The sequence below is a fragment of the Vibrio splendidus genome (genome assembly GCF_024347615.1).
In the GTDB taxonomy this organism is placed as follows: domain Bacteria; phylum Pseudomonadota; class Gammaproteobacteria; order Enterobacterales; family Vibrionaceae; genus Vibrio; species Vibrio splendidus.
In genome coordinates this window covers 2,645,163-2,658,321 of the sequence record NZ_AP025508.1, presented here as the reverse complement: position 1 = coordinate 2,658,321, position 13,159 = coordinate 2,645,163, and the positions used below count along the sequence as shown (strand labels likewise).

11 protein-coding genes and 1 pseudogene are annotated in these 13,159 nt (G+C 43.2%); 2 read left to right on the top strand and 10 right to left on the bottom strand.

What is annotated here, in order from left to right; genetic code table 11:
• Window positions 1-3: 3 nt before the first annotated feature.
• The gene (gene imuA / locus OCU90_RS11790; protein WP_061021851.1) at window positions 4-711 is read right to left on the bottom strand and encodes a translesion DNA synthesis-associated protein ImuA; all 708 of its coding nucleotides are present in this window, start codon (window positions 709-711) and stop codon (window positions 4-6) included.
• A gap of 155 nt (window positions 712-866) precedes the next feature.
• Window positions 867-1,607: a YciK family oxidoreductase gene (locus OCU90_RS11785; protein WP_004736577.1), complete on the bottom strand. Its 741-nt coding sequence runs from the start codon at window positions 1,605-1,607 to the stop codon at window positions 867-869.
• Between the two features lie 143 nt (window positions 1,608-1,750).
• On the opposite strand from OCU90_RS11785, the gene sohB reads away from it, so the two are divergent.
• Entirely contained in the window at window positions 1,751-2,812 is a 1,062-nt protein-coding gene (gene sohB / locus OCU90_RS11780; RefSeq protein ID WP_009849001.1) for a protease SohB, read from the top strand.
• Window positions 2,813-3,017: 205 nt separating this feature from the next.
• Here sohB and OCU90_RS11775 read toward each other — a convergent pair whose 3' ends face one another.
• The 3 genes from OCU90_RS11775 to OCU90_RS11765 all read right to left on the bottom strand — a co-directional run bounded on the left by OCU90_RS11775 (window position 3,018) and on the right by OCU90_RS11765 (window position 7,940).
• Entirely contained in the window at window positions 3,018-4,580 is a 1,563-nt protein-coding gene (locus tag OCU90_RS11775) for a SpoVR family protein (protein ID WP_004736579.1), read from the bottom strand.
• Between the two features lie 11 nt (window positions 4,581-4,591).
• Entirely contained in the window at window positions 4,592-5,863 is a 1,272-nt protein-coding gene (locus OCU90_RS11770; RefSeq protein ID WP_017078142.1) for a YeaH/YhbH family protein, read from the bottom strand.
• Between the two features lie 142 nt (window positions 5,864-6,005).
• Window positions 6,006-7,940, bottom strand: coding sequence for a PrkA family serine protein kinase (locus OCU90_RS11765; RefSeq protein ID WP_004736581.1), 1,935 nt, complete (start codon window positions 7,938-7,940; stop codon window positions 6,006-6,008).
• Window positions 7,941-8,294: 354 nt separating this feature from the next.
• Here OCU90_RS11765 and OCU90_RS11760 point away from each other — a divergent pair, with 354 nt between their 5' ends.
• Window positions 8,295-9,050, top strand: coding sequence for a MipA/OmpV family protein (locus OCU90_RS11760; protein WP_061021849.1), 756 nt, complete (start codon window positions 8,295-8,297; stop codon window positions 9,048-9,050).
• A gap of 192 nt (window positions 9,051-9,242) precedes the next feature.
• Here OCU90_RS11760 and OCU90_RS11755 read toward each other — a convergent pair.
• From OCU90_RS11755 to OCU90_RS11735, 5 genes and pseudogenes are all read right to left on the bottom strand, one after another.
• Window positions 9,243-9,329 (bottom strand): annotated as a pseudogene (locus OCU90_RS11755) (type IV pilin protein); the annotation flags it as partial.
• A gap of 3 nt (window positions 9,330-9,332) precedes the next feature.
• On the bottom strand, window positions 9,333-9,902 hold the full coding sequence (locus tag OCU90_RS11750) for an outer membrane beta-barrel protein (protein ID WP_004736526.1): 570 nt from the start codon (window positions 9,900-9,902) through the stop codon (window positions 9,333-9,335).
• Between the two features lie 397 nt (window positions 9,903-10,299).
• A complete protein-coding gene (locus OCU90_RS11745; RefSeq protein ID WP_004736527.1) occupies window positions 10,300-10,800 on the bottom strand; it encodes a YfbU family protein in 501 nt (166 codons plus the stop codon).
• A gap of 400 nt (window positions 10,801-11,200) precedes the next feature.
• The gene (gene pflA, locus OCU90_RS11740; protein ID WP_054542036.1) at window positions 11,201-11,941 is read right to left on the bottom strand and encodes a pyruvate formate lyase 1-activating protein; all 741 of its coding nucleotides are present in this window, start codon (window positions 11,939-11,941) and stop codon (window positions 11,201-11,203) included.
• Between the two features lie 164 nt (window positions 11,942-12,105).
• A complete protein-coding gene (locus OCU90_RS11735; RefSeq protein WP_061021847.1) occupies window positions 12,106-13,095 on the bottom strand; it encodes a lipid A deacylase LpxR family protein in 990 nt (329 codons plus the stop codon).
• Window positions 13,096-13,159: the final 64 nt, after the last annotated feature.

Genomic DNA, 13,159 nt, shown 5'->3' with positions numbered 1-13,159 from the left:
ACGCTAGCCTTGTTTCGCAATAGGAAAAGCCAGCACGGTGTTATTTGATAAAGCACTATGTGAACTGTCTTGAAGGGTGATTTTTTCAGTGAGTAATGGCCAATTTGGGCTCATGTCTAGAATAAAGCTGCCATACGACCAACTGCCTTTCCTTTTTGTGACCTCAACCTTTAACCCTTGGGCGTGAGAAGATAGCTTCATGCTTAGAGAAACGGGTAGGGATAACTGATTATGGCTGGTGGCCTTAAAGTGAAATTGCAGACACTTACCGGTTTCGCTTGCTGCTTGCAGGCGCTTGGTTTGATGTATTTCTAGATCGGATCCCCATAGCAATACCGAGTGACAGGCGCCGCTTTTAAGGCACTGCTCTGCTGCCCACAATGCATCGAGATCGCGCTGAGGTTGGATAACGAGGATGTTCTCTAGTTCAATACCTTGGCTGCTAAAAAACTCGGCGCAAATCTTCCCCGGTGGGTTAATGAAGATGGCCAATTTTTGTGAGTTTTGTTGAGCTAAATAAGGTGTAAGCAGACGAAGTTCACCGATCCCTTGTTGCGATTCAACCTCAATAACACCATGCGTCGGAAAGCCACCATCAAGCTGTTTATCCAGTTGAGGATAGCCTGTTGAAGTAGTACTTCCTTGCGTTGTTGATTGTAACCCTGTCCAGATTAGCTGGCGGTCTTGTAAGTTTTTTATTAGTTCATGCATAATTAAATACCTGTATATTTATACAGTATATTTAACAATGGAAAAGATGCAAAGAGAAATGATGAAAATTAGCGGAAGTAAGTGTTAGTTGATTGATTTAGATACAAAAAAAGCCGCTATGGAAGCGACTTTTTACTATTGATCAATGATATCAGTTACTTAGGTTGAGCATCGATACATTGGCCATTAATGTCTGTCACACTTGGGTTCATTAAGTGTAGATACAGCGGGATGATGTCGAGTGGCGTTTTCAGCTTGTTCGCATCTTCACCTGGGTACGCTTTTGCACGCATGCGTGTTTGAGTGCCGCCAGGGTTGATCGCGTTTACACGGATGTTGGTGTCTTCAAGCTCGTCCGCTAGGATTTGCATCATGCCTTCAGTCGCAAACTTAGAAATCGCGTAAGTGCCCCAGAACGCACGGCCAGAGTGACCAACTGTAGAAGAGGTGAATACGATACGACCGGCTTCAGCTTTTTTAATGACAGGCAGCAATGCTTGAGTCATTAGAAATTCAGCTTTAACGTTGATTTGCATAACGCCATCAAATGTTTCTTCATCGATTTGATCAAATGGGCTTAGCGTGCCAAGCACACCTGCGTTATGCAGTAGGCCGTCTAAACGACCGAACTGTGATTCAATGGTTTCAGCCATATCAATGTAGTTCTGCTTTGTTGCTCCTTTGAGGTCTAGCGGAATGATCGCAGCCTGAGGGTAACCAGCACTTTCGATTTCATCGTAAATGAATTCAAGGTTTTTAACATTGCGGCCTAACAGAATGACAGTTGCACCATGTTGAGCGAAGCTTAGTGCGGCTTGGCGACCAATGCCAGCTCCGGCACCTGTAACCAAAATTACTTTATCTTTGAGGGCATCTGTAGAGATTGGGTAATCCACTGTGCTTATCCTTCTTTCTTTTATTATGTTCGTCATTCCATTGGTGTTTTATCACACAGATAAACGCAGGAATGATGAGAAATTCTTGGTAATCGTGACAAGATGGTTACAATACACTAATTCATACATTAGGGGATATGACATTGGAATTTTTGTTGGACTACGGCTTGTTTTTAGCCAAGATTGCGACCGTTGTAATCGCCATCATTGCAATTTTAGTGATTGCTAAATCGGTGGGTGGAAAATCAAGCGCGATTAAAGGTGAGCTGGAAATCACGAACCTATCTGAGCACCATAAACAGACGATTGAACAATTAGAGCACCATCTACACGATGATGCTTTCATCAAAGCCCGTGATAAAGCAGAAAAGAAAGCGGAAAAAGAAAAAGTAAAATCACGTGGCAAAGAAGTGAAAAAAGCAGCGAAAGAGGGTGAGCTTGATAGCAAGCGTGAACCACACCTATTCGTTCTCGATTTTAACGGCAGCATTGATGCGAAAGAAGTGGCTTCGCTACGTGAAGAGGTAACGGCGGTGTTGGCTGTGGCTCGTGAAGGTGATGAAGTCTTGCTTAAGCTTGAATCTGGCGGTGGCATGGTTCACGGCTATGGTTTGGCGTCTTCTCAACTCGACCGTATCAAAGCAGCAGGCCTGCCTCTGACTATCTCTGTAGACAAAGTAGCCGCGAGTGGTGGTTACATGATGGCATGCATCGCAGACAAGATTGTATCTGCACCTTTTGCTATTGTTGGCTCTATTGGTGTTATTGCTCAACTGCCAAACTTCAATAAACTGCTTAAAAAGCATGATATTGAGTTCGAACAGCTAACGGCGGGTGAGTACAAACGCACACTTACTATGTTTGGTGAGAACAGCGATAAAGCACGCGAGAAGTTTAAAGAAGAGCTCGAAGAGACACATGGCCTATTCAAAGACTTCATCCGTGACCATCGTCCAGCACTCGATCTTGAAAAAGTAGCAACGGGTGAGCACTGGTTTGGTACACAAGCACATGAGCTTGGGCTGGTGGATGAGATCAGCACTTCTGATGATTTAGTCGTAGCGGCATGTAAGGACAAAACGGTTCTAGCGATTCACTACGTACAGAAGAAAAAGCTGTCAGACAAACTAGCGGGCGTGGCAGGTAAATCTGCAGACAGCGTGCTGATGAAGCTGATTGAACGCGGCCAAAAGCCGATTGTTTAAGCTTATTTAGTTTTAGCTCTAGTATCTAGTATCTAGTATCTAGGTTTAGTGCCTTGCGTCTATTGAAGACGTTTGAGCCTTAAAAAGAAAGCGCATAAGTCATCAGACTTATGCGCTTTTTTATTGCTCCACTTCCGAGCGGGTGACCACTATGTTGTAGGGGGAGCGGAGTTTTATACCAAGCACTTACTTACTGTGATTGATATTAAATCTTGGCTCCATAATCATTACGTTTTGGACAAGTAGTCAGAATCTCTCTATGACCCGTATCTTTGAGCTCTTCCAAAATTACATCAAAGCCCCATAAGCGATAGAGATGTTTCATCACTTCGTCGTAGCCTTTATCAAGCGGTATACGGCCGTGAGGCACATACTGCAGTGTCATCGAGCGATCACCACGAACATCGACGTTAAACACCTGAATATTCGGCTCAAGGTTACTTAGGTTGTATTGCGCCGCAAGCTTTTCACGAATCAAGCGATAGCCTGGGTCATCGTGAATAGCACTTATCTCAATGGTGTTTTTGCGGTCGTCGTCGAGCACAGAAAATAGTTTAAAGTCTCGAATGATCTTTGGTGAGAGGTATTGGCTGATGAAGCTTTCATCTTTGAAATTGTGCATGGCAAAGTGCACCGCTTCTAACCAATCACTTCCGGCTAACTCAGGGAACCACTCTTTGTCTTCATCGGTTGGTTCTTCACAGATACGTCGGATGTCTCTAAACATCGCAAAGCCAAGCGCATAAGGGTTTATCCCGCTGAAATAAGGGCTGTTGTAGGCGGGCTGTGCGACCACGCTGGTGTGGCTGTGTAGGAATTCTAATATGAACTTGTCACTCACCAAGCCTTCGTCGTAAAGGTGGTTAAGAATGGTGTAGTGCCAGAAGGTTGCCCAGCCTTCGTTCATTACTTGAGTTTGCTTTTGAGGGTAGAAGTATTGGCTCACCTTTCGAACGATACGAACACACTCACGCTGCCAAGGTTCAAGTAGTGGTGCGTTCTTCTCGATAAAGTAGAGAATGTTTTCTTGAGGTTCGCTAGGAAAGCGAATTTTGGTCTCTTTTTCCTTGTCTTGATTTTTAGGCACAGTTCTCCACAGCTCATTGACTTGAGATTGCAGATACGCTTCACGTTCTTCTTGCCTTGCTGTCTCTTCAGCTATGGAAATCTTCTCAGGGCGTTTGTATCTGTCTACGCCGTAATTCATGAGGGCATGACAAGAGTCGAGAAGTTGTTCGACTTCGGCAACACCATATTTTTCTTCACAATCGGTAATGTATTTTTTAGCGAATAATAGGTAGTCGATGATGGAACTGGCATCGGTCCAGGTTTGGAATAGGTAGTTGCCCTTAAAGAAAGAGTTATGGCCGTAACAAGCATGAGCCATTACGAGCGCCTGCATCGTGACCGTGTTCTCTTCCATCAGATATGCGATACAAGGATCTGAATTGATCACGATTTCGTACGCTAATCCCATCTGACCATGCTTGTAGTTTTGCTCGGTTTGAATGAATTTTTTGCCAAATGACCAGTGATTGTAATTGATCGGCATACCGATGCTCGAGTAAGCATCCATCATCTGCTCAGAAGTAATCACTTCAATTTGGTTCTGGTAAGTATCTAAACGGTAATGCTGCGCCACACGCTTGATTTCTACGTGATATTGTTCCAAGAGGTTGAATGTCCAATCTGGACCATCAGGCAGCATCTTGTCGTTTCTCTTCTGTGTCGCTTTGTCTTTTTCTGCAACGTTTGATTTCGCTGTCATGGCAAGCCCCCTTACGCTGTCTCTTTCTGGAACAATTCTCTAAACACAGGAAAAATATCATCCACCGTTTTAATATTTTTCATGGCGAAGTTGTCAAAGCTACTCTCGAGTTTTTCGTATTCGTGCCAAAGTGTTTGATGAGAGCGGCGTGTTATTTCGATGTAAGAGTAATATTGGCAAGTTGGCAGAAGTGTATTGACTAATAGCTCTTTACAACGAGGAGAGTCATCAGCCCAGTTATCGCCATCAGAGGCTTGTGCTGCATAGATGTTCCACTCATTTGCAGGATAGCGGTCTGCGACAATTTCCTTCATCAGTTTCAGTGCACTGGAAACGATGGTGCCACCGGTTTCTTGTGAATAGAAAAACTCGTGTTCGTCGACTTCTTTAGCCTGAGTATGGTGACGAATAAACACAACATCGACGTTTTCGTAGGTGCGATTTAGGAACAGATACAGAAGGACATAAAAGCGCTTCGCAATGTCTTTCGTGGCTTGATCCATTGAGCCAGATACATCCATTAGGCAGAACATAACGGCTTGACTAGATGGAATAGGGCGCTTCTCGTAGTTTTTAAAACGCAGGTCGAAGGTGTCAATAAATGGCACGCTTTCAATTTTTTTACGTAACTCGGCAATCTCTTCTTTTAAACGACTTTCTTCAAAGGGTTGTGCTGGTTCCGTCATTTTAACTTGGTCAAGCTGCTCCATCAGTAGGTTAAGCTCGCGCTTTTTACCTGCTGTCATCGCGGTTCTACGAGCCAGAGATTGCTGCAGTGAACGCACGATTGCGATGTTGGAAGGAATCCCCGCGCTTTGATAACCAGAGCGATGTGTCTTCCATTCGGTGATTTTGTTGACCTGATTCTTCTCTAGATTAGGAAGAGCTAAATCTTCAAAGAGAATATCAAGATATTCATCTTTTGAAATTTGGAATGTAAATTCATCTTGGCCTTCGCCATCAGGGCTTGCGTCACCCTGGCCTGCGCCACCACCTTGACCGCCACCTTTAGGACGTTCAATTTTATCGCCCGTGATGAACTGGTCATTACCTGGGTGAACGCGTTCTCTTACGCCGCCTTGACCTTGGTGAAAGCTTGGCTCTTTGATGTCTTTATGGGGAATAGTGACGTCTTCACCGGTTTCAGTATTGGTGATTGAGCGTCGGTTGACTGCATCGGCCACAGATTCTTTGATTTGCTCTTTATGGCGTCGTAAGAAACGCTGTCTATTCACAGCACTCTTATTCTTGCCATTGAGCCTCCGATCGATAAATTGTGCCATAAGAACTCCCTCTCAGCTGATGTCGCGATCCTACTTTTTATTGGTTGTAAGAGTTATTGGTTTATTAGAGCTATTCGTTTATTAGGGTATAAAGTTATTGGTTTGTACGAGCTGCTCAGTTGAGCAGCTCAGTACGGTTTGGTTATGAGGATTTACGAACTCTTAGGTACCACTCGGATAGCAGTCTCACTTGTTTCTCGGTGTAGCCTTTTTCCATCATACGAGCAACGAAGTCATCATGTTTTTTCTGATCATCCGTTGAGGTCTTAGCATTGAACGAAATAACAGGAAGCAGTTCTTCTGTGTTAGAGAACATTTTCTTCTCAATCACAGTGCGCAGTTTCTCGTAGCTTGTCCAAACTGGGTTTTGACCGTTATTGTTGGCTTTGGCACGAAGCACAAAGTTCACAATCTCATTTCGGAAGTCTTTAGGATTACTGATACCGGCTGTTTTCTCTATTTTCTCTAGTTCACCATTCAGAGAAGCACGGTCAAATAGCTGGCCTGTTTCTGGATCACGGTACTCTTGGTCTTGAATCCAGAAGTCAGCGTAGGTGACATAGCGGTCGAAGATATTCTGACCGTACTCAGAGTAAGACTCTAGGTAAGCGGTTTGAATCTCTTTACCGATGAACTCAACGTAGCGTGGCACTAGGTATCCTTTCAAGAACTCAAGGTACTTCTCAGCGGTCTCTTGAGGGAACTGCTCACGTTCGATTTGCTGTTCAATCACATAGAACAGGTGCACTGGGTTTGCGGCTACTTCGGCTTGGTCGAAGTTAAACACACGAGACAGGATCTTAAAGGCGAAACGCGTTGATAGCCCAGACATGCCTTCGTCAACGCCAGCATAATCTCGGTACTCTTGGTAGCTCTTCGCTTTTGGATCGGTGTCTTTTAGAGTTTCACCATCGTAAACACGCATTTTTGAGAACAGAGAAGAGTTTTCAGGCTCTTTCAGTCTCGATAGGATGCTGAATTGCGATAGCAGATCGAGTGTGCTTGGTGAACAAGGGGCTTTGGATAGCTCACTGTGCTCAAGCAGTTTTTGGTAGATCTTAACTTCTTCAGAGACGCGCAGACAGTAAGGGACTTTTACAATGTACACACGGTCGAGGAAGGCTTCGTTGTTTTTGTTGTTACGGAAGGTCTGCCACTCGGATTCGTTTGAGTGAGCTAGAATCATACCGTCAAACGGCAGTGCAGAAAGTCCTTCAGTACCGTTGAAGTTACCTTCTTGCGTTGCCGTTAGAAGTGGGTGCAAGACTTTGATTGGCGCCTTGAACATCTCCACGAATTCCATCACACCTTGGTTGGCTTTACACAGCGCACCAGAGTAACTGTAGGCATCAGGGTCATCTTGAGAGAAGTGTTCAAGTTTACGAATATCGACTTTACCAACCAGAGACGAAATATCTTGGTTGTTTTCATCACCAGGCTCTGTCTTCGCGATCGCAACTTGGTCGAGAATCGAAGGGCGTAGTTTGATGACTTTAAATCTAGAGATATCACCACCGAAATCATGGAGGCGTTTCGCTGCCCAAGGAGACATGATAGAGCGTATGTAACGTTTCTCTATTCCGTACTCTTGTTTCAAAAGGTCGCCATCTTCGTTTACGTCGAATAGACAGAAGGGGTGATCATTCACAGGGCTTCGCTCACCATCTGCAGACAGCACATAGATTGGTAGCTTTTGCATCAGTGCTTTGAGTTTTTCAGCAAGGGAAGATTTACCACCGCCCACAGGGCCAAGCAGGTAAAGGATTTGCTTCCGTTCTTCTAAGCCTTGTGCAGCGTGTTTTAGGTAAGAAACAATCTGTTCAATCGCATCTTCCATGCCGTAGAAATCTTTAAATTCGCTGTAGCGTGAGATGACACGGTTTGAGAAAATACGACTTAGATGGGGGTCTTGAGCGGTGTCTATAACCTCCGGTTCGCCGATGGCCAGTAGTAAGCGCTCAGCAGCGTTAGCGTAAGCACTTTTATCGTCTTTACACAGCCCTAAGAACTCTTGCAATGTGAGCTCTTCTTCCTTGGCTGCTTCATAACGTGATTGATAGTGGTCAAAAATACTCATAGTCACATTCCCCTTGTTAACCAGTCAAAACTGATGAGCGATTGAAAAATAGGCTCTCCCTACATTTTAAGGTTAGACCCGCTTGCACAATTTTGCTTAACAATTATGTATTTATTTACAATTTTGCGTGTGAAAAACCTAGCGAGCGCAATAGGCAACTTGAGGCGTGTAGAATCCAATTATTTTACATTCGAGGGGATCTAGCCGTTTGTTTTGTGATTTTAGGTCGCTTAATAATACTCACACTGGATTTATGTGTATTAGATGTATAACTGAGCTCTATTGATTTACTGGAATGAAGTACCATATAATGCGCGGCGTTATCAAAAATTGCTCAATAAATAGGTAGATGTAGTGAAGAATTATGGGTTAAAAATAGTGGTTATCAGTGTTGCGTTACTGGCTTCGACAGCAACACATGCAAAAATCTCGCAGTGGTCACTGGGCGTTGCCGCCTCTTATTCTCCGGCTGTCTATAAAGATACACCGTCAAACCGCGCTGTGATTCCTATGATTGGCTATGAAGGTGAGCACTTTTTCATGCGTGGATTCAGTGCGGGTTATCGCTTACTTCCTGCGGGCTCACCACAGAACATCGTGTTTCGAGCGGTTTATGATTCGAGGACATTGAAGCCGGGTGATTCTGATAACGTTGATATTCAAAAGCTAGATGAGCGTAAAGCATCAGTACTAGGTGGCATTAGCTACCAAGTGATCACCTTGGTCGGGATGTTTGAAGCGACAGCAGGCTCTGACTTAGGGTTTAGGCACAACGGTATCTATGCGGAAGCCGCATGGCGTTTGCCGATTCGTCGCAATGGGTGGGCGATTACACCCTCTATTGGTTATGCTTATAACAGTGAGCGCTTGAATAACCACCTGTACGGGGTGGGTTCAGCAGAAGCGTCGAGAACTAATTTGAATGAGTTCGATGCAGACTGGGATGGTCAGTACTTTATTGGTTTAGGTGGTTACTTGCATGTGACGCCAAATATCCGGGTCACTGGTGGCGTTCGTTATACCAACCTTGAAGGTGATATTGAGAACAGCCCAATACTTGAAAGTGGCATTAACATGGCCGCAAACGTCGGTGTTGCCTACGTCTTCTAGTTGCTTTGGTTTCTCTCTCTAAATGCGGACATTAAAAAAGGGTTACTCATGATGAGTAACCCTTTTTATTTATGCGAAGTACCGACCGATTATTACAGTAATCGAATCAAGGAAAGACATGGCTAGATTTAGCTCCCACCAGTGACTTTTCTACAAATCAATTTACTACCAAACTCTTCACCTAGTGGTTTAAAAACTTGGGGCAGCGGTTAACGCTAAGATACCAAGAATAGCAATAACGATGATCAGCTCAATTAGTGTAAAACCTTTCTGTTCCATATCTTAGAAAGTGAAACCGGCCTGTAGACCTAGAGTGCCGTCACTGCCTAGATTTAGACCACCTGAGCTGAAGTCGTACCAATCAAAACCAACACGTGCCATAAACTTCGAGTTACCAAACATTGGTTGCACTGACTTAAATTCAGCACCGATGCCGTAAGTTGCCCCCCATTCACTATTTGAATGCTTGTTATTCACTGAGCCATCTTTATCAGTGATCGTTGATTTAGAATTAAAGTTTGAGTAAGCAAGACCAACTTTACCGTAGATAGCAAAAGATTCATCGAAACTATATTTATACATTGGCGCTAGAGACATTTTGAAGTGTTGGTAATCGCCCTTGTGCTTAGTTAGGTCGCCGTTTACGTCTGAAGTAACATCGCTGATATCTGAATCGATGTAATTCATGGTTGATTCTAAATAAAAGTTTGTATCAAGAACTTGTGAACCAACAGTGAATTGTGCGCCTGTGTCGTCTTCGTTAATGCCAACGCCGCCAAGTACGTACATTTCGTTAGCTGCGAAAGCTGAAGTAGACATGATAGCTAGTGATGCAAGGATGAATTTTCTCATTTTGTTTATCGCTCTGGTTAATAAATTTCGGGGAGCATTCTAGCTATCATATTTAAAATAAAAAACACCGTTCAAAATCGAACGGTGGTTTTTAATTTGTATTAAATGTTTCGAAGTGGAATTAATAAAGATGAATGACTTAATTGGTTGTAAGTTCTAGGTTTGTGTTCGTTGGCTAATGGGCGATATCAGAGAAATTAATTGAAAATGGTTCAATGTTTAATATCTTATCTTCATGATTAATTTGCGTTTTCTGTATATAAAGTACACTTTTTATCCACATCGCTTCATAAGTCCCGTTTTCTGTTTGTATGCGAACATTAAAAAAGGGTTACTCATGATGAGTAACCCTTTTTCTTGAAACTTTTTAAAAAGTTATCGCTGATCTATTAACGTATTAAGCGCTAAAGATTTGAGATAGCTCTGTCGCACATAGGTGGTACTGACGAGGGCAGTTGCGCCATGTTGTTAGCATGCGACGGTACTTCTCTAGCATTGGCATTTGGCTATTGAAGTGGTGATCTGCTTTGTCGAATTGAGGGTAAAGACCTTCAGAATCAACAAGGAAACGCACGTAATGTACGCTCTGAGCTTCAGAAGCGATATCAAAACCTAGGAACTGTAGGCGACGTTGGTCTACTTCAGCACGTTCTTGCTCTGCAAGCATTTTGTTCGACTCTTGCATGGCATGGTACATCTCCATGATGTCGATAACTTCGCGACATTCGGCTTCAGTCAAACAGCCAAATTCTTTATTAAGTTCACGCATTTGAAGTTCGTAACCACGTTCTACAACCGTTTGTAGACGTTGGTATTTAGCGGAGTTCTCAGGATCCATTTGAGACATTAGGTAGTATTGATTTGATAGAATTAGACGCTGAGCATTGGTCATTTCCATGGGAGGAGCCTCACTAAAAAACTAAATGTTATATTCTTTTGTTGCAGTAAGAGTAACAGCATTCCTACGAGTGGAAACATGATCTCAACACGGATTTAATATGATTTTTTGAATTGATAAACAAAAGTTGTAAAGAAAAGTGAAAGGATTATTTTAATACCAATCACAGTAAATAAGTGATCATAAATAGCGCAGGAAAAAGGCTTGAGAACAAGGCAGAAAGTTTCGATAAGTGGTTATTCTACAATCAAAATTTCTAACGCAGTTATTGAGCGTTTTAACCAGCTAGGATGACCAACTATTTACTACGATTGGTATAATCATAAAACAAAACGCCCCAATCGAAATTGAGGCGTTTAAATAGAGGTTGAGCACCGTCTTTATTCGAACTTTAGCAGTACTAGTACTTTACGTTTGAATGGTACTGGTTTAGAACAGCAACAATCTCGTCCATTTTCTCTTTGCTTGGCGGATTTGTACCTTCAAGAGGGTAGTCATAACCAAGCGCTTCCCATTTATGAGCACCAAGCTTGTGGTATGGAAGCAGTTCTATTTTCTCGATGTTATCCATGTCTTTAATGAATTCACCAAGAAGATGAGCATCTTCAGGCGTATCCGTGTAGCCAGGAACTATCACGTAACGAATCCACGTCTTCTTACCGATTTTGTGCAGGTAGCGTGCAAAATCCAGAGTACGTCTGTTTGATACGCCAATGAAATCGTGGTGTATCTCATCTCGCATATGTTTAAGATCCAACATCACTAGATCAGAGGCTTCTAGTACTTCATCGACCACTTCAGTGTGCTTACGAATGTAGCCATTAGTATCAAGACAAGTGTGAATGCCTTCAGCTTGCGCCGCTTGGAAAAAGTCACGAACAAACTCAGGTTGTAGCATCGCTTCACCACCAGAACAGGTGATACCACCGCCCGATGCTTTCATGAAATGACGGTATGATTTTGCTTCGTTGATGATCTCTTCGACCGTTACTTCCTTTCCGTCATGAAGATCCCATGTATCGCGGTTATGGCAGTACATACAACGCATTAAGCAGCCTTGAAGAAACACAATGAAGCGGATACCAGGGCCATCGACAGTACCACAAGATTCGAATGAGTGAATGCGACCAGTTGTAGACATGAGCTATTCTCGTAGAGGAATTTATACCGTGTATTTTATTACAAAAACGGTACATAAAATAGGGTCAAATGGTAACGAGGTCTTTAAAAATAAAGGCAATCACCTGTGAAGATGATTGCCTTTATTAAACTTGAAAAGTAAAGGGCGAAAGCCCTTACGGGTGGCTAGAAGAAAGCAAACATTGTGATACCGCCAGTGGTGTACACTGACTCTTTTGCTTCTTCGTAATCCGGTGTTTTTGCTGTTAGTGCAAAAGAGGCACCAACGTATTGGTTATACCATGCCACACCCAATACAGCTGTTGCTTGAATATTCTCTAGGGTGACATCGTATTGTTCTGGATTCGGCCAATTATCTTCGATTTCAGAACGATCGCCTTCGATAGTCAGATCGTTGAATCGGTAACGACCTTCAAGGCCTGCATAGGTAAACCAACCTGTGTTTGATGCGCCGATCATGCCCGGTTTGAATGGGTTTTCTGTGGTGATGTTAGCTGCACCAAAGTTACCGCCTAAGTCCGTACCCCAACGAAACATAAAACCAGTCGAGATATCACTTCTAAAGTTACCCACATTGATCTCTGAAACGTTAGAGATCTCGAAGTCTGTATTTGCTAGTGCTTGATTACGCATTAAGTTGAAATGGCTTAGGTAACCAACGCTTCCCGCCCACTCATCATCAACTTGGTATTCCCAACCCATAGGCTCATCTGATTTTGTGATCGAGTGGACCAGCTTTTGAGCATCTTCAGACAGTGCACGTTCGCCCGTAGTACCAAACGTGATATTAAAACGCTGGGCTTGCTGTGGGTTCAAGCTGATGTAGTTGAATTCGGTGTGAAGGTAACCTGCGTATGGGCGATCATTAGGCGATGGTGTTTCTAACTCAATGTCAGAAGGTGTATACATCTTGTGGCCAATGGTGATTTCCCACTTGTCTAGAGAGCTTGCCCCCCAGTAGGAAAGACTCAATGGTTTTACCCAATTATATGGCGTAATACTTGATGATGTGTAACCCAGAAATAAGCCGTTGGTATAGTCTTGGTCAACACCAAAAATACCATCGTTATCTAAAGCAAAAGTCAGCGTAGAACGATCAGATGCCAAAGATGAAAAAGAGAGGAGAATCAGGGGTAAACAACGCAGGTATTTCATGGAGCAGTTACTCTTAAATTATGAACAGAGATATTACCGTAATTTAAGTGAATTTGTGGAAAAA